Origin of the sequence: Cytobacillus sp. SAFR-174, from assembly GCF_051964675.1 — a bacterium.
In the GTDB taxonomy this organism is placed as follows: Bacteria; Bacillota; Bacilli; order Bacillales; family Cytobacillaceae; genus Cytobacillus.
This window is the reverse complement of record NZ_JBQCMZ010000011.1, coordinates 24616-44755: the sequence shown is the minus strand read 5'-3', so window position 1 is coordinate 44755 and position 20140 is coordinate 24616. Positions and strand designations below refer to the sequence as shown.

27 protein-coding genes, 1 pseudogene and 1 other annotated feature are annotated in these 20140 nt (G+C 41.6%); of the genes and pseudogenes, 9 read left to right on the top strand and 19 right to left on the bottom strand.

All coding sequences use genetic code 11. The features are described from left to right. Positions 1-2: 2 nt before the first annotated feature. Positions 3-194: a hypothetical protein gene (locus ACTHRG_RS12805; protein WP_076260068.1), complete on the bottom strand. Its 192-nt coding sequence runs from the start codon at positions 192-194 to the stop codon at positions 3-5. 356 nt (positions 195-550) lie between these two features. On the opposite strand from ACTHRG_RS12805, the gene ACTHRG_RS12800 reads away from it, so the two are divergent. Further along, a complete protein-coding gene (locus ACTHRG_RS12800) occupies positions 551-1027 on the top strand; it encodes a VanZ family protein (protein WP_076260070.1) in 477 nt (158 codons plus the stop codon). Positions 1028-1064: 37 nt separating this feature from the next. On the opposite strand, the gene ACTHRG_RS12795 is transcribed toward ACTHRG_RS12800, so the two are convergent. The 5 genes from ACTHRG_RS12795 to ACTHRG_RS12775 all read right to left on the bottom strand — a co-directional run bounded on the left by ACTHRG_RS12795 (position 1065) and on the right by ACTHRG_RS12775 (position 5597). Further along, positions 1065-2447, bottom strand: coding sequence for a serine hydrolase domain-containing protein (locus ACTHRG_RS12795; RefSeq protein WP_440231282.1), 1383 nt, complete (start codon positions 2445-2447; stop codon positions 1065-1067). A 413-nt stretch (positions 2448-2860) separates the two neighbouring features. Then, positions 2861-3475 carry a hypothetical protein gene (locus ACTHRG_RS12790; protein ID WP_076260076.1) on the bottom strand — a complete coding sequence of 205 codons (615 nt, stop codon included), beginning with the start codon at positions 3473-3475 and terminating at the stop codon, positions 2861-2863. Positions 3476-3803: 328 nt separating this feature from the next. Then, complete coding sequence (locus tag ACTHRG_RS12785) at positions 3804-4511, bottom strand: DNA alkylation repair protein (protein WP_076260078.1); 708 nt, start codon at positions 4509-4511, stop codon at positions 3804-3806. Between the two features lie 137 nt (positions 4512-4648). After that, complete coding sequence (locus tag ACTHRG_RS12780; RefSeq protein ID WP_076260081.1) at positions 4649-4951, bottom strand: hypothetical protein; 303 nt, start codon at positions 4949-4951, stop codon at positions 4649-4651. Between the two features lie 142 nt (positions 4952-5093). Further along, a complete protein-coding gene (locus ACTHRG_RS12775) occupies positions 5094-5597 on the bottom strand; it encodes a hypothetical protein (protein ID WP_076260084.1) in 504 nt (167 codons plus the stop codon). A 332-nt stretch (positions 5598-5929) separates the two neighbouring features. On the opposite strand from ACTHRG_RS12775, the gene ACTHRG_RS12770 reads away from it, so the two are divergent. From ACTHRG_RS12770 to ACTHRG_RS12760, 3 genes are all read left to right on the top strand, one after another. Then, positions 5930-6184 carry a YiaA/YiaB family inner membrane protein gene (locus tag ACTHRG_RS12770; protein WP_076260087.1) on the top strand — a complete coding sequence of 85 codons (255 nt, stop codon included), beginning with the start codon at positions 5930-5932 and terminating at the stop codon, positions 6182-6184. A gap of 103 nt (positions 6185-6287) precedes the next feature. Beyond that, positions 6288-6494: a binding site (T-box leader), on the top strand. A gap of 92 nt (positions 6495-6586) precedes the next feature. Beyond that, the gene (locus ACTHRG_RS12765; RefSeq protein ID WP_076260090.1) at positions 6587-8317 is read left to right on the top strand and encodes an aromatic amino acid hydroxylase; all 1731 of its coding nucleotides are present in this window, start codon (positions 6587-6589) and stop codon (positions 8315-8317) included. Then, entirely contained in the window at positions 8314-8610 is a 297-nt protein-coding gene (locus tag ACTHRG_RS12760) for a 4a-hydroxytetrahydrobiopterin dehydratase (RefSeq protein WP_076260093.1), read from the top strand. The genes ACTHRG_RS12765 and ACTHRG_RS12760 overlap by 4 nt, the downstream gene beginning before the upstream one ends. Positions 8611-8846: 236 nt before the next feature. On the opposite strand, the pseudogene ACTHRG_RS12755 reads toward ACTHRG_RS12760, so the two are convergent. Then, positions 8847-9208, bottom strand: a pseudogene (locus ACTHRG_RS12755) (pyridoxal-phosphate dependent enzyme); the annotation flags it as partial. Positions 9209-9454: 246 nt separating this feature from the next. On the opposite strand from ACTHRG_RS12755, the gene ACTHRG_RS12750 reads away from it, so the two are divergent. From ACTHRG_RS12750 to ACTHRG_RS12735, 4 genes are all read left to right on the top strand, one after another. Continuing rightward, the gene (locus ACTHRG_RS12750; protein ID WP_076260096.1) at positions 9455-10090 is read left to right on the top strand and encodes a class I SAM-dependent methyltransferase; all 636 of its coding nucleotides are present in this window, start codon (positions 9455-9457) and stop codon (positions 10088-10090) included. 160 nt (positions 10091-10250) lie between these two features. Beyond that, positions 10251-10679: a MarR family winged helix-turn-helix transcriptional regulator gene (locus tag ACTHRG_RS12745; protein WP_076260099.1), complete on the top strand. Its 429-nt coding sequence runs from the start codon at positions 10251-10253 to the stop codon at positions 10677-10679. Between the two features lie 36 nt (positions 10680-10715). Next, positions 10716-11351 (top strand): nitroreductase family protein, encoded by a 636-nt coding sequence (locus tag ACTHRG_RS12740; RefSeq protein ID WP_076260102.1) that lies wholly within the window; start codon positions 10716-10718, stop codon positions 11349-11351. A 21-nt stretch (positions 11352-11372) separates the two neighbouring features. Further along, positions 11373-11672 carry a putative quinol monooxygenase gene (locus tag ACTHRG_RS12735; RefSeq protein ID WP_076260105.1) on the top strand — a complete coding sequence of 100 codons (300 nt, stop codon included), beginning with the start codon at positions 11373-11375 and terminating at the stop codon, positions 11670-11672. Between the two features lie 48 nt (positions 11673-11720). Here the strand turns inward: ACTHRG_RS12735 and ACTHRG_RS12730 are convergent, their stop codons facing one another. The 4 genes from ACTHRG_RS12730 to ACTHRG_RS12715 form a co-directional block, all read right to left on the bottom strand. Next, positions 11721-11861 carry a hypothetical protein gene (locus tag ACTHRG_RS12730; protein ID WP_175609129.1) on the bottom strand — a complete coding sequence of 47 codons (141 nt, stop codon included), beginning with the start codon at positions 11859-11861 and terminating at the stop codon, positions 11721-11723. A 316-nt stretch (positions 11862-12177) separates the two neighbouring features. Further along, positions 12178-12339 carry a hypothetical protein gene (locus ACTHRG_RS12725; RefSeq protein WP_175609177.1) on the bottom strand — a complete coding sequence of 54 codons (162 nt, stop codon included), beginning with the start codon at positions 12337-12339 and terminating at the stop codon, positions 12178-12180. 6 nt (positions 12340-12345) lie between these two features. Continuing rightward, entirely contained in the window at positions 12346-12513 is a 168-nt protein-coding gene (locus ACTHRG_RS12720; protein WP_175609178.1) for a hypothetical protein, read from the bottom strand. 21 nt (positions 12514-12534) lie between these two features. Beyond that, on the bottom strand, positions 12535-12987 hold the full coding sequence (locus ACTHRG_RS12715) for a GNAT family N-acetyltransferase (protein ID WP_076263040.1): 453 nt from the start codon (positions 12985-12987) through the stop codon (positions 12535-12537). A gap of 256 nt (positions 12988-13243) precedes the next feature. Between ACTHRG_RS12715 and ACTHRG_RS12710 the strand changes: the two genes are divergently transcribed. Next, positions 13244-13513: a hypothetical protein gene (locus ACTHRG_RS12710; RefSeq protein ID WP_076263042.1), complete on the top strand. Its 270-nt coding sequence runs from the start codon at positions 13244-13246 to the stop codon at positions 13511-13513. 80 nt (positions 13514-13593) lie between these two features. On the opposite strand, the gene ACTHRG_RS12705 is transcribed toward ACTHRG_RS12710, so the two are convergent. From ACTHRG_RS12705 to ACTHRG_RS12670, 8 genes are all read right to left on the bottom strand, one after another. Next, a complete protein-coding gene (locus tag ACTHRG_RS12705; RefSeq protein WP_076263044.1) occupies positions 13594-13749 on the bottom strand; it encodes a DUF1540 domain-containing protein in 156 nt (51 codons plus the stop codon). 57 nt (positions 13750-13806) lie between these two features. Next, the gene (locus tag ACTHRG_RS12700; protein ID WP_076263046.1) at positions 13807-14322 is read right to left on the bottom strand and encodes a GNAT family N-acetyltransferase; all 516 of its coding nucleotides are present in this window, start codon (positions 14320-14322) and stop codon (positions 13807-13809) included. Positions 14323-14548: 226 nt separating this feature from the next. After that, complete coding sequence (locus ACTHRG_RS12695) at positions 14549-15529, bottom strand: EAL domain-containing protein (RefSeq protein ID WP_440231317.1); 981 nt, start codon at positions 15527-15529, stop codon at positions 14549-14551. Between the two features lie 96 nt (positions 15530-15625). Beyond that, positions 15626-16327, bottom strand: coding sequence for a tubby C-terminal domain-like protein (locus tag ACTHRG_RS12690; RefSeq protein ID WP_076263051.1), 702 nt, complete (start codon positions 16325-16327; stop codon positions 15626-15628). A 60-nt stretch (positions 16328-16387) separates the two neighbouring features. Then, positions 16388-17581, bottom strand: a complete 1194-nt coding sequence (locus ACTHRG_RS12685) for an ABC transporter permease (RefSeq protein WP_076263053.1) — start codon at positions 17579-17581, stop codon at positions 16388-16390. Continuing rightward, positions 17578-18270 carry an ABC transporter ATP-binding protein gene (locus ACTHRG_RS12680; protein ID WP_076263055.1) on the bottom strand — a complete coding sequence of 231 codons (693 nt, stop codon included), beginning with the start codon at positions 18268-18270 and terminating at the stop codon, positions 17578-17580. The genes ACTHRG_RS12685 and ACTHRG_RS12680 overlap by 4 nt, the downstream gene beginning before the upstream one ends. Then, positions 18267-19385 carry an efflux RND transporter periplasmic adaptor subunit gene (locus tag ACTHRG_RS12675; protein WP_076263058.1) on the bottom strand — a complete coding sequence of 373 codons (1119 nt, stop codon included), beginning with the start codon at positions 19383-19385 and terminating at the stop codon, positions 18267-18269. Before ACTHRG_RS12675 ends, ACTHRG_RS12680 begins: the two co-directional genes overlap by 4 nt. Further along, entirely contained in the window at positions 19386-20051 is a 666-nt protein-coding gene (locus ACTHRG_RS12670) for a Yip1 family protein (protein WP_076263061.1), read from the bottom strand. Between the last annotated feature and the right edge of the window lie 89 nt (positions 20052-20140).

Genomic DNA, 20140 nt, shown 5'->3' with positions numbered 1-20140 from the left:
ATTTAAATCCGCCAAATATAAACTCCAAGAGAAGCTAATCCGATAAAAATAATAACCACATATATTAAGGTTAAATTGGTTGTGTTCCGTTTTGTTGAACTTCCATAGTTCTCATCAGCCTTGCCTGTCAGCAGCAAAGTTGAAACCACAGCAAAAATTAAGATAATTAGAACCAGTCCAAGCATTACTCCCATGCTGCGCACCTCTTCTTTTACATTTTAATAAACTGCTATATCTAAATAATATCGCAAAAGGGCCAACAATTAACCATCCAATTAGATATAAAATTCACCATCCACTTTCACCATATAAAAAAATGCCTCTCCCATCTTATATTAGGCACGGCATAATAATCTTGAATTCTACTTATCAGGCACTCTGCTCCAATATACAAGGGTCATCATAACATCTCCAGGCACTGAAAAGATGAAATCTTTTCCATAACATCCCCCCTATGTATTGCGATACTTTCATTATAATAGCTGGCAATTAAATAATATGGAAAAATTATGTTACTATTATCAAAGACTCATTTTTCCGGGAGATAAAGATGAAGATAATTATAAGATTTTTCATGGGAATAAGCTTTCTTATTTACCTGCTTTTATTAACAGTACTGCTCTTTTTCATGTCGAGAGGATTCTGGTCAGAAATGCCTTTAATCGAATATATGAAGCAGTCCTCAAATCTTGTGCCCTTTAAAACCATTAAAGGGTATGTATTGGCTATGACCAATGGAAGCATGAATTTAATCATTCCTATAAAAAACCTTGCCGGCAATGTGGCTGCATTTTTGCCAATGGGAATTTTTCTGCCCTATTTTAGTAAAAGGCTAAACAGACATAAGTCCTTTACAATTACCATGACTGTCATAATCCTTAGTGTGGAAATTATACAGCTGGTCACAAGAAGAGGCAGTTTGGATATTGATGATTTTATTCTAAATATGATCGGAGCGTTAATAGGGTTTGGTTTATGGAAAGTGATGACAGATCGGAAAGCAAGGAAAAATGCTGTGAACGTATAATAAATGCCTGTCTAACTGGTTTAGACAGGCATTTTCATTACTTTGTTTTTTTATGAATTAATCTAATCAGCAGCAGCCCATTTATGGCCAGCATAATTACTGCCACTATCGTTAAAAGGGCAATATCAGGTGCAAAGACAGAGATGGAATGCCAAGGTGAAGATGTACAAGCTGTGAAAACAGGGATTAGTGCAGCTGACAGACCAATAAAAATCAGCCCTACGGAAAGTCCTTTTCCCTTTTTTAGAAACTTCCGGGTTCTGAATCTTTTCCATAAATAGATTGAAAGTATTACTAGCAGGAGGACGCAACCCAGCAGAATGTATTGTATGGTCAAACTATGATTAGGTACTTGTTCAGGCTCATCGCCATTTAATAGACTAATAATATGTTCCTTCAGATAGTAAAGTCCATCTTCCTCTAAAATATGATTCTTATTTGTCAGAATCACACCGCCCCAGCTGGTTCCCGGAATATAAAAGATTTCTGCATGCGAATCAGGGGTAGAACCAGAATGCCAAATTATTTCTTTGGGAGTATCCGGTCCTGATATGCGGATTCCTAAACCATAATACCGGTCTTCTCCAGTTTGGACCTGCGGTGTCTTAAATAAATCCAAAGTTTTATCACTGATAAAATGCTCCGGCCCTTTCCCGCTCAATAATTTTACAAATTGGACCATATCTGCAGAACTGGCCGTAATGTATCCGTATGGTGCCCCGGCGTCATCATAGGCTACAGAACTTTTCACCGGAAATCCAAACCAGGATTGATACCCGCTCAGGTAGCCCTTCTCATAAGCTCCCTCTTTATCAGCCGCAGCGTATTTCATCCCTAAGGGATCAAAAATTTGCTGTTCCATGTACTCTTCATAGGACATTCCCGTCAGTTCTTCAATCATCGCTCCCAAGATTAAGAAATTGGCATTGCTGTATTGATGCTTTTCACCAGGTGCAGCAGTCAGTTCAACTTCAGCCAGTTTCTTGACTTGATGCTTAATAGCCTTACTGCCTGTTAACTCTTTATCAGATAGGGCAAGCCCGTCATAGGTGCTGAACCCGCTTGTCTGCGCGAGCAATTGCTCCACTGTGATTTCGCCCGCTTTCCCCTTGTTCAGTTTCAACCACGGAAGATATTCTTCAATACTGGCATCCAGGCGGATAGTTCCATTATCAGCTAATTTCATAATGGCCATTGCCGTTAATGATTTGCTTATGGAGCCAATCGTAAAAGGAGTTTGTTCTGTAACCTCCTCCTCTGATTCTCCAGTAACTCCCCATGATTTTGAAAAAAATAGTTCATTATTATTGACGAAGGCAACTGAAGCCCCTGGAACTTGATAGTCTTCCAGGTAATCCTTAATTGCCTTCTCAATTTTTGCTTCGATGTCTTCTTCAGCTGAAGCCGAATTTTCAGGCAACAACTAAATGAAGTGAACAAGATAAGAATCAATATTATTTTTAATAAACTGGACGGCAAGACTGCCATATAACCTCTCCCTCTACCAATGTCCTTGATCAACGGTTTGTCCTGTTGCTGGAATGCTAAAAAATATAATTGATTTCATCTTACCTGTATTTGGAAATACCAATAATGAGCCTCAGCTTTATTTCAAATAGGACTTGAGATGTAATAGAAGATCGGACTCTTTTCATCAAGGTGGATAATGCAGGGAATGACTGGTAAATTCGGAGGGTAAATACGGCCAAGCGTACTTTACAAGCTGGGTTTCAGGAGATAGGAGGCTGGCCCCACCTGCTTTAAGCTTTAGCAAACGTGGTCAGGCAACTATTTTAAGTACAATAAGAGCTGCTATCTAATAAAGGATAAGACTTATAATCTTATCCCCGTTACTTCCTTATCTATTAATGCAGGTAATTCTAAAATGGATTTTAAATTAGGACTTTTTTTATAAGGCAGCATATCAATGCTTCCAATTTTAGCAGCAACATCATACTCTCCAATAATGGTGTCTAATAATATAAAAGCAGCATTTTCCCATTCTTCAAAATCAGAATCATAGCCTTTGAGATATAGAACAATGTCTAAAGTATCACCATTTTTTCTGTAAGTGAAATAGACATCATCAGGCCCTAAACGTATATCCTCATATTCTATAGTGGATATATCATCAACAGTACTTTTTTGGCGAAAGGCAATTATTTTAAAGCCTGCAAGCTGGGGTGCATTTTCAACAAGGCCAATGACATCTGGAAAGGCAGACAAGATGCCATCAGCGCTTATTATAAACTCTCTCTTTCCTTCGATAAGATCTGCACTAAATTCAAATGCTAAATCTGCATTTATCTTAGATAACTGTTTACTTAGTTTGTTGAACAATGAATTTAAATTTCCTTCTTCTAACAGATAATAGCCTTGTGAATTCTTTTCAAACCAGATCCAGAAGTCAGTAACTGTATAGTTTCTTCCAAAGATTTTTTTGAACATAGTGTCCATCCTTTTTGAGTAATTTTATTAATTATGCCTCCAATTTTTGAGGGATATCGTTTGATCAAAATACTGAAGATCAAGAGGTCATTAACCAGGTTAAGGACGCATTTTCCAAAAATTTGAATTGGAAGCAAAATTTCCAGATGGAACCGAAAAAGAATATTCAGAAACGAAAACTCAATAAAAACAAATGAGTTCAGAAGCATTGCCTCCTGAGCTCATTTTACGTGCCTCAGCTATACCAGATCATCTTGGCACTCACCTAAAGTCTGATGCAGTAGTTTATTGAGACGTATTTTCCCAAGTCTTTTGTTCAAAGCTATTCTCAACATATACAAGTCTTCCGCTTAAGCCCAACCCTTCCCTTCGATTCCACCTTCTCAATATATTCCTTGGCTAAAGGCACTTTACAGGCTGTGTTTCCAACATCCACATGCACTTTTCCGATATGCTCAGCAATATTCTTCGCTTCCTCATTCAGTTCAGGTACATAAGAGCCCACTGAGATAACAAAGCCGTTCATCACATACCTTACTCGGTTTCTTTCTTCATGAATGGTATTTTTAACTTGTGTCAATAATGCTTTTATTTCACTTATATCAAGCTCATTATCAGGTGTAATCGATACATAATTTGAATACGTGTTCCAGCCGCAGACCGAAACCATTTCATCCTCGGATTTGATCCACTCCCGGGCCAATTCAAGAGCATACTCACTTTCGGCCGCCACCTGGGCAACTGTATACTCCGCAGCCATGTACCAATATGCCTTTTCAGCCCATTCCTGTAAAGTCTCTTTTTTCATTAGCTTTGGATTGACAGACAGCCCTGCCAGATACATCGCATCATGATTTCCTGATTCATATAATTGAAGTGCCAGCTCATGATCCTTCTTTACAAACTTTACCAGATTTTTTAAATCTCCAACCTTCACACCAAAAAAAGGCTCCTTCGCCCCGTGATTTTTGAAAGTCTTCTTCGTCTGCTCTGTACCAAGCTCTTCAAGCTTTTGCATGATTTCTTCATAAGTCATGATCCTCACCCTTTCAACAATTGCTCCTATACATTATTGGCCTTGAGCCTTTACTTTAAGCCGAAGTTTATATGTTTTTTAAAAAACTAATATCATAGGGGCTGCAACCAGCCTGCATGGTCATTACCCTGTACTTTTTAACCCTCACCGTAGTATTCAGCAAAATAGAAGAATTCATATTTTCTAACTAAATAGTTTCTCAACTTTCCTTGAGTCGCTTTTTCAACAGGAGGTTCCGTTAATGTATAAGCTTTAGCATTTAACTCAGCAAACCTATCCCGATCCACCTCATTATGAAAGTCGTCTTCAATAATCCCTGAACCGATGGCAGCTGCAGGATATCCGCTGAAAAAGACGTGGGTTCTTAATGCCATGTTTGGAGTTGAATGAAGCAGAATCAGCAGTACTCCCAAAACCGCTAATGGTATCAGTTTTTTCATAAGTGCTCCTTCATGCGCACGCAATCCGGCTTTTTTAGCCTGCCAATATAGAAAGAAGTCCAAGCTGTTCGATGAAAAATAAGATTACAGCCGTGAGCGGAATAACCCTAATGCGCTGAAAATGATTTTTAGGCAAAACAATTCACAAAAACACTGCTAACAGCAAAACAAATCCTTTTGGGATGGAGTAAGTATAGATAAAGCTAAACCCTTCACCAATAAGCAGGCTGATCGGCATAGCAGCACAAAACGCTGCAAGCCACCCTGCCCCTCTCGCAAACCATACAGTATAGCCGCAAACAGGAGAAAGCAAGGCAATGCTCCCCCAATAGATAAATTGGGACTTTGGAAAAAATCCGAACAGAATCATAGAATACAAATAGTAAGCCGACAGCATCGCAGAAAAGAACACTAAAACATGCAGACCAGCAGCCATTGGCGTTCGGCTCCAGGCTGCAAGCAAAGAAGCTGCTTCTATCCAGAATCCAAGGCCAGAGCCAATTAACCCCAAAGCTGAACCATCTGCGTATTTGGCTATAAGCCCTAACAATGCTCCCAAAGCGAACACCGCTAGAGCAGTACCTATTATCCACTTGACAGTTAAATGGTGGCTTGTTTCAGCCCTTTCCTCTTCCAAACCTTTCATCGGCACATTTCTAAGGAATAGCAGAATCAGTCCTGGAATACCTATATTGCTAACAAATCTTTACCTCCCTCCAGCCAATATTAAAATCAAGCTTTAGTCTCTCTCTTTTATTTAAACTTTTTTACACAAACATTTCATCCTAAATATGTGAATTTTCAACAAAAATCATAAACAGTAAAAAACACCCATAAATTTCTGTTGCGTTTTTTTACAAAAAAGGGTAATTTTATATAATATAGAATAAATTGTTACATCTGTTGTATTGGATTGAAAACTTACAGCTTCAAGGAGAGAAAGAGAGAATATGTTAAGAAAAAAGGGGATTAAAACACATGCAAAAGTATAGAAGGAGAAACACGCCAGCTTTTACATTTTTAGCATACTTTACACTGATTGCCGGCGCTGGGCTGTTTCTGATCGGACTTTACAATGCTGATATGGAGCTTAATGAAAAAGGGTATTACATTGCCGTCATGCTTCTGGTGGCGGTCGGGTCCATTCTGACTCAGAAAGTGACAAGGGACAATGCCGAAGATGCGGAAATCATGGCAGAGCAGGAGCGCAGATCAGCTAAAATTGAGCAATAATACACAAGCTCAGAAAGGCTTCTGGGCTTTTTCTTTTGATTTAAATTTAAAACGTATTGACTTTAATACTTAAAAGCGTTTAAGATATAAAGCATCCTAATACTTAAATGCTTTGAAGGAATTGAAGTAGTGGTATCCTCCCTGTTGCAGAGAGCTGGTGGTGCTGAAAACCAGTACAAAGGAGATCACGAATTACGTTTCTGGAGCTTCTTATTTCTTTTCTGAAATAAGACGGTTTAGCCGTTATTCTGTGAAGTGGTAAGTTCTTACTTACAATCAGGGTGGTACCGCGAATAAATTCGTCCCTGCTGAATGAACATTCAGCAGGGATTTTTTATACCTGAATACTTTCGCACTTAAAAGCGTTTAAGCATAAAAAGCTAATAAAAGGAGACATACCAAATGAAGAAATCGATACCCTTGCACTTACGTCCATTTACAGCCCAGCAGCATTACAATGCTTACAGCCCCATTGATCATGCGGTTTGGAGATATGTGATGAGGCAAAACCATCATTTCCTTGAGGACATCGCCCATGATGCATTCACTTCAGGTCTGAAGTCATCCGGCATTTCCATCGACAGCATTCCACGGGTAAGTGAAATGAACGAGCATTTAGATAAAATCGGCTGGGGAGCTGTCATTGTCGACGGATTGATTCCCGGCACAGCATTTTTTGATTTTCAAGCGCATGGCATTCTTCCAATTGCAACGGATATACGCCAGAAGACCAATATCGAATACACACCCGCTCCTGACATTCTCCATGAAGCGGCGGGGCATGCGCCGATTTTATTTGATGAAACCTACTCAGAGTTTGTTAAATTAATAGGGAATATCGGAGCTAACGCTTTTGCGACAAAAGAAGAACATGAGGTGTTTGAGGCAACCAGGCATTTATCGATTGTCATGGAAAGGCCAGCTTCAACTGAAGAAGAAATTGAAGCAGCCAAACAGCGATTAAAGGAAAAACAGCAGCACGTAAAAGGACTTTCTGAAGCTGAGCAAATCTCCCGGATTTTCTGGTGGACGGTCGAATTTGGCCTGATTGGCGACCTGCAGAAGCCCAAGATCTTTGGTGCAGGACTGCTGTCATCTGTGGGTGAAAGCAAGCATTGCCTGTCCGATCAGGTGAAGAAACGCCGATTCACAATTGAAGATGCTATTAACACCAGCTATGACGTTACATCTATGCAGACCCAGCTATTTGTTTGCGAAAGCTTTGAACAATTGATAGAGGAAGTGACGAGATTCGGCGAGTCCATGTCCTTCAGGCAAGGTGGAACAGCGGCTATCGAAAAAGCAATCGCTTCAAGCCAGGTTGCGCACATCGAACTCAATTCAGGCATTCAAATTACTGGTCTTTTCACTGATATCATGAAGGATGCAGAAGGTGAAGCCATCTATGTCAAAACGACAGGTCCGAGTGCCCTTTCGTTTCAAAATGAACAAATTAATCATCATGGTCCTGATATTCACCATGACGGCTTTGGAGCGCCGATCGGAAAATTGGCTGGAGGCATTAGGCTTGAAAATCAAACGGAACAGAGCCTGAAAAAACTTGGCATCGAGATGAATAAAATGATGCAAATCACCTTCGAAAGCGGAGTAGAAATTTCCGGCCATGTGACGAATCTTTTATTTAATCATGATTCCCTTGTTTTAATATCACTTGAAGAATGTCTCGTCAAAAAGGGAGATGAAATCTTTTTCGACCCCACTTGGGGCACCTATGATTTAGCTGTGGGCAGCCAGATTGTTTCTGCACGTCCACTCGCAGCCGATTACGCTGCATTCCACGGAGAATCTGTTATGAATGAAGAAAGCCCTAAAGAAGGAACAGTCCTAACCCCTCTAGAAGAATTATATGCGGAAGTAAGACAAATCCGGGAAACGAATTTCCCTCAAGATGTCCTTCTTCACAGTGTTATCGGAAAAATTCTCGATGAGTTCCCGGAAGAATGGCTGCTTCAGCTGGAAGTTCTGGAACTGCTTGAAAAGCATGACAAAGAATCGCCTTTGAAAAAACTGCTCCTGGACCAGCTTGAAAAGTTAAGTAAGGAAGAACGCTATGTCCGCCTGATTCAAAACGGACTCGATGTCATCTTAGATCGGAGGCATGTCACAGTATGACAAAAATAAGTGAAGAAGAAATAGCCCGGAAACTATCCATGCTGCCGGACTGGAAAAGAAAAGACAGCAAATGGATTGAACGGCGCTATCGCTTCAAAGAATATTTAGACGGTATCGCCTTCGTAAATAAAATTGCATCACTTGCTGAAAACGAAAATCATCATCCTTTTATCGCCATTCAATACAAAATGGTGATTGTCTCCCTCACTTCCTGGAGTGAAAATGGGCTGACAGGTCTGGATTTTAAGCTAGCCCGGCAGATAGATGATGTTTACCTTGCAGACCATAATTAAGAAATTAAGTGCCTGTTGAAGATGACGGGCACTTACTTTTCCCTTTCATCAAGTGGATTTTCATATTCCCGTACAAGAAATTTCGATGCCTAGAACACTCCAAAGCCTAACATCATACATTAAAGCAAAGTTGTTAGCAGGTCACTAATAAAGTCAGAAGAGCGTTAAGAGGTTAATCATTCTCATAAAAAAATACTCAAGCCCCATTTAGATTTTAAACTAAATGGGGCTTTTCTGCCTTCTTCAGTTTGCGTATTAACCACTTCTGCCCCTAACGCCTTCATTAGTTCCTGCTTTTCAATGCTGAATTTTTGAGGTACAACACAGATGATTTTGATCTTCTTTCCTATAGCAGCCAGCGCTAAGCCGATCCCTGTATTCCCTGCAGTCGGTTCAATTACAGCGCCGTCTTCCGGGAGAAGTCCATCCTTAATCGCTGTCTGAATCAGCTTCTGTCCTAACCGGTCCTTTACACTCCGCCCGGGTTAAAATATTCAAGCTTTGCAAAAACATTTACTCCTTGCGGAATAGCATAGTGTTTGATTATCACAAGAGGGGTATGCCCAATCAGTTCTTTCACGCTGCTGTAATAATTCATCGTCAGCACTCTGTTTTTCAGAAAGAATGGTTACTCTTTTTCATTGCGTTTTTTGGATATTATTACGTTCTTTTTAATCCTTATTATCCCTACTTGTATAGAATGTTTTAAGTTTACTTTTATTAATTATCAGCTAAAAAATCAGCTGGCATCTGAGAATTAAGGCAGATTGCAAAGTTGCCAAGTGAGACATTAATTCATACTATACCAATAAGTATTATATGAATTAATAGGAGTGATTTTACAATGGGACGTGAATTTGTAGAGTTGTTTGACCATTGGGCAGAATCCTATGATGAGACTGTGGCCGGTAAAGACCTTGAATATCAGGAGGTGTTTATGAATTATGAACAGATTCTTTATAAAGTAGCCGATCTTGTTCATGGGAATGTAGTGGAATTCGGTACAGGTACAGGCAACTTAACTCAAATGCTTCTGGAGAAAGGCTGTTCAGTAGTCGGAGTTGAACCTTCTGCTGCCATGAGGAAAATAGCAAGCAAAAAAATGCCTCATCTCACAATATTGGATGGTGACTTCTTAAGCTTTCAATTGAATGGCCCTATAGATGCTTTCGTCAGCACCTACGCATTCCATCATTTAGAAGACAGCGAAAAAGCCAATGCCATCTCTAAATACAGCGCCCTCCTTACAACTGGCGGAAAAGTTGTTTTTGCCGATACTGTCTTTCGCAGCAAGGACAAAAAAGAGATTTTTATCCAGGAAGCTAAAAACAAACACTACCTCAGCCTGGCGCAAGACCTGGAAACAGAATACTATACAACCATCCACATATTAGAAAGCATGTTTCATTCCAATGGATTCTCTGTTGAGTTTAAGCAGCTAAATCGATATGTGTGGCTAATAGATGCAGAGAAACTTTAGGAAAACGGATCTCAATGACTGAAAACCCTGCTGATCCATAAGCTATTCAGCAGGATTTTCTCTGCCTTAAGCATCCAGTTTGACTTATAAAATATTTTGCAGTATATTAATTGACGTATCAATGATTGACCTATCAATTATCTAAAAAGGCGGGGATGCTGTGTTCAAATGTTCTAAGCAAGAAGAATTAATTGCTGCCCGGCTGTTTGAGCTCAATAAGCAGACAATGCCGAAGTTTGAACGCTGTACAGGCATCAGCCAGTCACGGCTTGAGATTCTCCGGGAGCTTTTTGAAGCGGAAGAAATTACACAGCGGGAGCTTCAGAAAAAAGTAAATATCGATCATGCTGCTGTCACGAGACATCTAAAACAGCTTGAAGAAAAAGGCATGGTGATCCGCAGGAAAAATCCTGCAGATAACCGTTTTACTTATGTCAGCCTGACAGAGGAAGGCAAAACGAAGATTGCTGCTTACTGTGAAGAAAAGCAATTGTTTATTTCCAAAATCCTGAACGGCTTTTCGGAGCTTGAGCGAAGCACACTATTAAATATGCTCACTCGCATCCAGGAAAATGTAGATAATCTTTAATTTTTTCATCCAGAAAAACATAAAGGAGAGTTCACCATGAATAAAACCATTATCAATGACTTTAAAGAAATCGTTAAAGGCCGCCGTTCCATCCGTAATTATGACCCAACAGTCAAAATCAGCAGAGAAGAAATGGCTGAAATCCTGGAGGAAGCCTCTTTAGCTCCTTCATCTGTAAACCTGCAGCCATGGCGTTTTGTGGTAATCGATTCAAAAGAAGGCAAAGAAACACTGGCACCACTTGCAAAATTCAATCAAAGGCAAGTAGAGACATCAGCAGCTGTTGTTGCCGTCTTTGTTGATATGAAAAGCGAAGCCTTCATTGAAAAAATTTATGATACTGCAGTTGAAAAAGGATACATGCCTGCTGATGTAAGAGACAAGCAGGTTCCAGCCATCAAAGGTTTAGCAGAAAATATGACATTCGAGCAAAAGAAAGAAATGAACCTGATTGATGCCGGTCTCGTATCCATGCAGCTAATGCTTGCAGCCCGCGCCCATGGCTATGATACTAATCCAATTGGCGGATATGAAAAAGACCGCATTGCCGAAGCCTTTGATTTGGACAAGGAACGCTACTATCCTGTCATGCTAATCTCCATCGGGAAAGCTGCTGATCAAGGCTACAAATCGGTCCGCCTGCCTGTTGAAGATATCACGGAGTGGAAATAACTCACAAAGGAGAAATGCAACATGATCATTATTCATGCTGGCTTCCAAATACAAACTGATAAAGAAGATGATTTTCTGGTTGAAATGCGTCCGCTGATTGAGGCTTCCAGAGCAGAAGAAGGCAATATCTCTTATGACCTTGTAAAAGATACAGAAAAAGCGGGGGCTTATACTATGGTGGAACTGTGGAAGGATATGGACGCTGTGAAGTTCCACAACCAGACTGAACACTTTACATCATTTACGGCAAAAGCACCTGAGTATTTTGCTGCCCCTCCTCAGGTGGAAGTATATGATGCGAAACCTGTAGATAAAAAGTAAATGATAGACATAAAGACGCTTGGGGAAGCAGATTCCCAAGCGTTGTTTTCACTTTATATTCTCATTCTGATCATGATAAGCAATGAGAATGACTTCTTCTCCCTTTTCCTCACTTAAGCGCTTTTCCAGATTATGCACCTGCTGCAGATCCCCGTCGGACAAATTTGCAAATTGATATTCTTTATCCATTTTTCATCACCTTTTCCTTGTAAGATACCTAAAGTTTGTGTTGACCAAACGTTTTTATACACATAAAGTGAAACTTCAATCAGTGGGGGTTTTCCTTATCCCCCACTGATTGTTAGTTGAGGCCCACAGGAAGTGGGTCACAAAGACGTTGCCACAGGACGTGGCGTTCTTAGTCTTTGCTCTTCTTTTCGGGCCTTTACGGGCAGTTTGACCCCTGCTTATCCTCCTTTGATTCCTCTGAGTCTTGAAGCAGGTGTCTTACTGCCCGTTAGACTGCGATAAAAAGCCCGGGAATCCTCCCCGGACTTCATTCTTCCTATTTAATCCCCAAAATGGCAATTGTTATGACAGCCAGCAACAGGCTCAGCAGCAATGACATGCCCCAATGCTTCTTTTCCGTCATCTTGAATAACACATTCATTACGGAACTGATTGCCAGAAAAAGAAAGAAAACAAATAAGAAAATCATAAATTCCATTATCTCTTAACCTGCCTTCTGCCCTGTTTTCGCAAGGCAATAAGAAGAGCTTCCCATCATCATCCCTCCGAAGATCCCCATGAAACTGCCGGCAATTGCCCAATAGGCAGACAGAAAGATGCCGGACATAAGCAAAATCAGCCCTCCTATAAACAGGGCCATTCCCACTTTCATTCTGCATCTCCCCCCTGTTCCTTAATCTAACTCTTTCACAACAGCCATTTCTTTCCCAAATCGGTCGCCATGATTCACAAACCCCAAACTTGCATAAAGATTGTGGGCTCCCAGATTCTCTGGATGGTAGCCTACTGCAAGTTTTTTCGCATTTGGCAGTTTCCCCATCTCCGTAATCATCAGTTCGGTCGCTTTTTTTCCTATTCCCTTGCCTTGGTACTCCTTATCAACCATAATCCGATAAATCCAGTAAGCATCCAATTCTTCAATACATGTATTAAACATTAAGAAGCCGACAGCTTTATCCTCCAGGTAAATCACGTACGGTCTCAGCGCCGATTCAAATTTAGATTGCGCAATAGAAACTGCATTTGGCTCCATATAGGCTTTTTGTTCCTCTGATAGCTCTAATAAACAGCAATCATACCAATTGTCTGATGTAACTTCTTCAATTTTCACTTTGCCAGTATTCAAAATAAATTTCCCCTTTTCACGTTTTGGGGAAACGCTGTTATTAATTAGGCGTTCTCCCCTTATTTTGATTCATAATAACTAAATTTTTATTTAGCATATTGAACGCCTCCTTTTACCAAATTGTCAGAAAAAAACAAGACCCACTCATTATACTATATTATTCCAGTAAATGCGCACATCGGATTTCAGTTATTTTTTCTATGGAAAGGCCATATATAATATATTGATTCAGCAAAAAAGAGGAGGATGCGATCATATGCCAGCGAAGCAAATTCGTTTACGGAGAATTCAAAGCCTTGCTCACGACATTATGCTAGAAATGAACTCACAGGAAGACCATAAGAAGAATGAATCATATAGAACAGTCATTGACCACCTTTCACGTGCAATTGGGGAACTATCTGATCCATCGGGTGATTATTCATTGGATTATGTAGAAGAAAAAGTAGGCACTGCCCATTATAAAATCTTTAAAAACATGAAAAAACTGACTCCGCTTCGAAAAACAAAAGAATCAGCATGGTAAATTTTTTTGAATGAAACTGATAATTATTATCAATAATAAATAGCAGGAAGGTAACCAGATCGGTTACCCTCCCCTCAGACTTACATTCCCGGCTCAAACGTTTTACAGTCTGTTTCTTTGCTGTTGGACGCCTGCTTGCCTTTATGGCTGACAACATAAATAGCTTCTGCAGCGCACTTATTTCCCTGTTCCCAATAAGTGCAGTTATTTACTTCACAAAGAACATCTTTAGCCATGTATATCACCTCCTGGCCATATTTTCTTCAATTCAGGATGGTGATATACTAGTCCATTTATTTATCTGAATTCCATTCTTCCTTCAGAATCGCATAATAATATTCATCCCACCACTCATCCCCATGTGGAATGCACTTTTTGAAAAAACCTTCCCGCCTCATGCCGATTTTCTCCATCACCCGGTAAGACGGCGGGTTCTCGGGCTGGCAGGTTGCGATAATTCTGTGCAGGCCAAGCTTTTCGAAGCCATATTTCAGAACCGCATATGCTGCTTCTGATGCGTAGCCTTTATTATAAAACTTCGGATTAAATACCCAGCCGATTTCATATGTATGATTACCGAAATACTTATGAAACCCTATATGGCCGATCAGAATATCCCCTTCTATAAAAACAGGGAAATGTTCAGCTTTCTCTATATTTTTGCGGATAAACTCTTTTGCAGCTTCTTCTGTGAATACACCTTCCGGAATGTATCTCATCACATCCGGGTTTGCTGTATACTCATAAACTGCCTGCCAGTCTTCTGATGTAAACTTACGGATTATTAGCCTCTCTGTTTTAAGCTCCATTTCTTAACCCCTATTCAGCTGTTTTCATCCTATGTATGTTCGTTGATTTCAGCCGTATTACCTTTAAAAATTGCTGAGCGCACATAAATTTTTTTATCCGCTCAGAAAATACAGATATCCGCTCAGAAAAAATCTTATGAGGACCTATTTCTCAGCTATCCGCACAGAAGTTTTCCCGACACACCTTTTATTCGAAAAATACTGGTCCATTTCTGCTAATTCAGCTCTAGGATATTACTTTCCTGCCTTTTTCAGCTATTGGAGCAGGTTTTCCAAACAAATACCCCTGAAACAGCTGATATCCTCTGTCCCGGAGCCACTCAAAGTCTTCCCTGGTCTCCACACCCTCAGCAAGCGGGACGGACCCCATCTTCAATGCCTGCTGTAAAAAAGCTTCCGCTGTTTTCTGTTTATCTGGATCTGTGGACACGCCCTGAACATATTTCATATCCAGCTTCATATAATGCGGCTGCAGCTCGCTCAATAACTCGATCGTGCTGAACCCGGCGCCTACATCATCCAGTGCATAGCGGAATCCTTTTTCCCTATAATAAGCGAGGATCCTTTTCAAATGATCCGTATCCTCCACTTTATCTGTTTCCACCACCTCAAATACGAGCCGATTCGGATCCACTCCTAAGCGGTTCGCAAGCTGTACCGTTGACTTCAGGCAGAACTCAGGCGAGTAAATGCTTGTTGGTATAAAATTGATGAAGGCCTTTTTATCAATAAACGAAGCAAATCTGACCGCCGTCATGCGGCACAAGCGATCGAGCGCATACAATCTCCCGCGCTTTCTGGCTGCACCAAATATTTCTCCCGGAAAAATCACCGACCCATCCTCCGTATAAAATCTCGCCAGCATTTCATAGGCGAAAACTTCTTCATCTCTATTGAGAATCGGCTGTGCATGGCAGGTAACCAGCCCATTGGCAATCACTTCATCAATCCACTGGCTATCCAGGATCTCAGCAGCCTCCGCAATGGGGCGCCACGCGTCATCGGCCAACCTGAAGCTGACACATTCAGCTTCCATATGCTCCCTGCAAAAATCAAGAAAATCCCGCATGCCATCTTCCTTCAGCACGAACCGGTCTGATTTTGCTTCCACCAAAACGCCTTTTCTCTCCAAATGCTCAGCTACACTTGAAAACATTCGGCAATTTAGTTCTCCATATGCCTTTACCTCAAAGCGCAAATCCTCCACCCTACAAGCATTACAGCTCATCCTAAGCACACCCTTATTATGTAATAGTTCTATTTTACTATATTACCGGATTGCTTATAGGTGAAACGCATTGAATCAGTTTTTAAAATAAAAAGAATGAATGATTAATGCAACAAGATAGTCGTGATTGTTTTCCTCCACATTGATTTCCTGAACACCGCTAATAATATGACTCCGTTTTAATCTGCCAAGCACGGCTGTTTCTCTAGTTAAAGTAATGGCTGACATTACCGATGAGGCGGAGGATATATAAGAAACGTCATGGAATCTGTATTCAATAGCTTCTTTTAATTTTGCTGCATTCTTTAAAGTGATGACTGTATGAGCTTCTCCTATTTGCGTTCCGTTCTTATAAATCCTCCATTGATCCTGCTGGCTTATCCACTTTTTACGATACCAGCGTACATCATACAAATCCTGGTCAATGCGCACCTCAAAAGACAAATACCAATTTAACCCGAAACTATCTCCTATGACATACTGCCATCTCTGTGGAAAATAACGTTTAACGTACCCTCTCAGGTTTTGTCCTTTAAAGAGCGGCTTTTCAATCATTAACGACTTTTGGATGTGATAAAATGACCAGTCATCCTTGGATTTCGGCAGATAAGCCCGCTCCCTTTCTGCAAGTCTCTTGCTAATGAAAAAAATCACAATAGATGCAGCAGGAAACAAAAAGGCAGCCGCAAACATAGCGGGTTCAAATGCGTCAAATACCAAATACCGCGCAAGCAAGGCTAATATAAACAAAACAAAAATAATATTTAATTGAATCATTATGTTCACCTCAAATAAAAGACTACCCCCAGCCTCAGCCGGAGATAGCCTCTTTATTAATCACTCATACCGCAAAGATTCAATCGGACTCAGCCTAGAGGCTTTATTAGCCGGAAGCAGTCCGAATATAATGCCGATTGCCATTGAGAAGAATAGGGCTCCGGCGACGACCTGCCATGAAATGAGCGATGGCCATCCCGCAAAGAATGAAATGAGGGATGCCGAACCCCAGCCCAGCAGAATACCCAGCACTCCGCCGATCAAGGTAAGGGTGACAGATTCGATTAGAAACTGTCCCATAATTTGTCCCCTGGTCGCTCCGAGTGCTTTACGGATGCCGATTTCCCTCGTTCTTTCTGTAACAGACACGAGCATGATATTCATGACGCCAATTCCCCCGACAAACAGCGAGATTCCGGCGATACTGCCGATGATTAACGTCATGACCTTTGTAATCTGGCCGATTCCTTCTGCCATTTCTTCCATGTTGATGACCATATAAGATTCTTCTGTATTATGCATCTTGTTAAGTAAGCTGGCAGCCTTCTTTCCAGCCGTCTGAAGCTGATCAGCAGATTCAGCCTGAAGTGTCACCTGGGTAAAGTCACTTTTCCCATAAATAGTCTGCCATGTTTTGGTAGGCACATAGATCTCCAGAACACCGAATGAAAAGAGTCCTGTCGGCTTTTCCATGACGCCAATAATCTCAATCGGCTGGTTCCCAATCCGGATCACTTCGCCAACCGGCGACTTGCCGTCAAAGAGCTCCTCCTTTATTGAAAAGCTGACAAGCCCTACCCTGCGTCCGCCAAGGAAATCGGCAGCCGTGAAGGATCGCCCTTTTTCCAGGTCCACATTGTTCAGCTCAAAATACGCAGGGCCAACTCCTGTCGTTGATGTCTCTGCAGTCTGTTCTCCATATGAAGCCTGTGAAAACTGTGAGCTTGAAGCAACTACCCGTTTAACCTCTGGAATCTGCTCCAGTGCTTTGATATCTTCCCCATCAAAAGGAGCTTCATTAAATATGTTCGGGTTTGCCTGAATTTCCTCCTCAGAAGGCTGATAAAATAATTCCACTGTATTGCCCGGGCCTGTCAGCTGCGTTTTCAGCATCGCTTCTCCGCCCTGGCCGATGGCAACCACAATGATGACAGCCCCAACACCAATAATGATTCCGATCATGGTTAAAATCGATCTCATTTTATGCGCCTTCAATGAGCTGAGCGCCATTTTGATATTTTCTAAAAAGCTCATACAGGCGCCCCCCTCAGGGAAGGTTCAGCGTTCACAATCAGCCCGTCCCTCACCATAATCGTGTGATGAGCATATTCTGCTATCTCAGGTTCATGTGTCACCATTACAATTGTTGATCCTTCATGGTTCAGCTCACTGAACAGCTCCATAATGGAGGCACTTGTTTTCGTATCCAGTGCACCTGTCGGTTCATCCGCCAAGATGATTTTCGGCTCATTCACAATCGCCCGGGCGATGGCAACCCGCTGCTTCTGCCCTCCTGATAAGGCATTCGGCAGATGCCCCATCCGATCGGCAAGTCCCACTTTAACCAGCGCAGCTTCCGCCCGTTCCAATCGTTCCTTTTTAGCAAGACCGCTATAAATCATTGGCAGCTCTACATTTTGAATAGCCGTCAGCCTCGGAAGCAGATGAAACTGCTGAAACACAAACCCGATCGACTGATTTCTGACCTTTGCCAGCTCTGCTTCCGGGTAATGGGATATATTCTCTCCATCCAGTTCATATATTCCTTCTGTCGGCAGATCGAGGCATCCAATAATATTCATAAGTGTGGATTTGCCCGATCCGGATGGCCCCATAATGGCTACAGAATCACCTTGCTCAATGCTTAGATTAATACCTTTTAATACTTCAATGCTTTCTTTTCCCACCTGATAGGACTTGGTTATGCCTGTTAAGTTGATCATTCCGCATCCACTTCCACGCCATCTTTCAGCTGATCTGATGGATTCGTAATGATCAAATCCTTCTCTTCAAGTCCGCCTGTTATCTCGATTTTATTCCCGGAAGCAACACCAGTCTCCACTTCCTGTTTGTAGCTTTTCTGATCCCTGACCACGAATACATATACACTGCTGTCTCCCGTTACCACTGCGTTTGCAGGAACAGTGAGTGCCTTCTTCTTATCCGTTTCGATTTCCATTATGAGCTGAAAACCCGGTTTCAGGGACATTTCCTTTACCGAAATCTCCACCCGATACTGCGGCGCATTATTTTCCGCAGGGTTTATTCCCTGGTTCTCTTCAGGCATGTCAGCCACTTCGCTGACTTCACCTTTCCATTCCTTGTCAGGAATCGCATCGGAACGGAGGGTTACTTTTTGCCCCTCACTGACCTTCAATGAATCGAATTCTGAAAGCATGCCAGATGCTCCAATCGCTTTCAGATCCCCAATATAAATGACTGGCTTTCCTGCCGAAGATGGGTCGGATGACGCTGCTTTGTTCACCTGGAGCACCACTCCATCCATCGTGCTCTTAATCTCTAATTCTTCCAGGCGTTTTTCAATATCCTTCTTCTGCAAAAGCACCTGGCTTAATTCCAGATTCGCCAATCGCTTTTCCAGCTTAAGCTGATCCCTTTCAGGCTGTATCTGTTTTTCAGCTTCTTTTTTTCCAGCCTGTTTGCGCAGCTCTTTTTCCTTATCATCCAGCTCATCTTCCTGTTTTTCCAGCTGATTGATTTTTAAATAACCTGATTCAGCCTGGAGTTTAACTTTTTCAAGTTCCAGTGTTAATGCCTGCTCATCAAACCTGGCCAGAACCTCTCCTTTTTTGACTGAATCCCCTTCTTCCACAAGGAACTCCTTTATTTCTCCTTTTTCGGGAGAAGCATATATCTTGTGTTCATTTACCAGCTTCACTGTACCGGGAATCATGATCTGTTCTGTTATTTCCTCCTGCACCGGATGGGCAGTTTTTACTTCAGGCCCTTTGGCGAAAGCCTGTCTGTAGATGCTCACGCCAGCCATCAGCAAAACCACAGCCGTCACTCCGATGGCAATCCAAACTTTCTTTTTCATTTAAACACCAGTCATTCCTGAGACGGTATTGCTGAGTAAAGCAAACAGAATGCCAATAATGAAGAACGCAATCGCAATGCCCCAAGCCCAGCCTTTTGATAATCCTGCCACCCTCTGCAGCCCTATCGCCGTGATAACCGACTGCCAAATACTGAATAATTCAATAGAACCTAAGATTCCCGGCTTTTCACTATTCATCAGCCCTGCTAAACTAGTAATAAAAATTTCCGGATTTCCGCCGATAGCGGCTCTCAATGCCATGTTAAGGATAAGACCAAAACCGCCAATCACAATAATGTGGACATTCATAGAGAACAGCTGTTTAAACGTCGCATCTGATCCGGCAATCTTCGTGAAAATCATATAGATGGCACTTGAAATCAGCGCCACAAATACCGGAGTGAAAATACCTGTAATGGCAACTCCGCCCCTGGCAAACATCATCACCATTTCCGCTTCCGCGTCACTCATCCCTTCGAGGCCCAGATAAGATGCATCCATCGACATTGCCATTAAAAACATGCCAATTGCATAAATAATACTCACCAAAATGAGCGGCACCCAAACCCTCGGATTTTGGCGGATCCGGTCAAACTGCTCCCCCGGACTCCAAATCATCCCTAGCAAACTAGGTTTTTTACTGCTCGTTTTTACTTCCTGTTCCATATAGAACACTCCTATTCTAGTTAAAAATAATTCCACTATGCATTACGGAAATATATAGAAAAGGTTTCAAAAAATTACATTTTCACCCT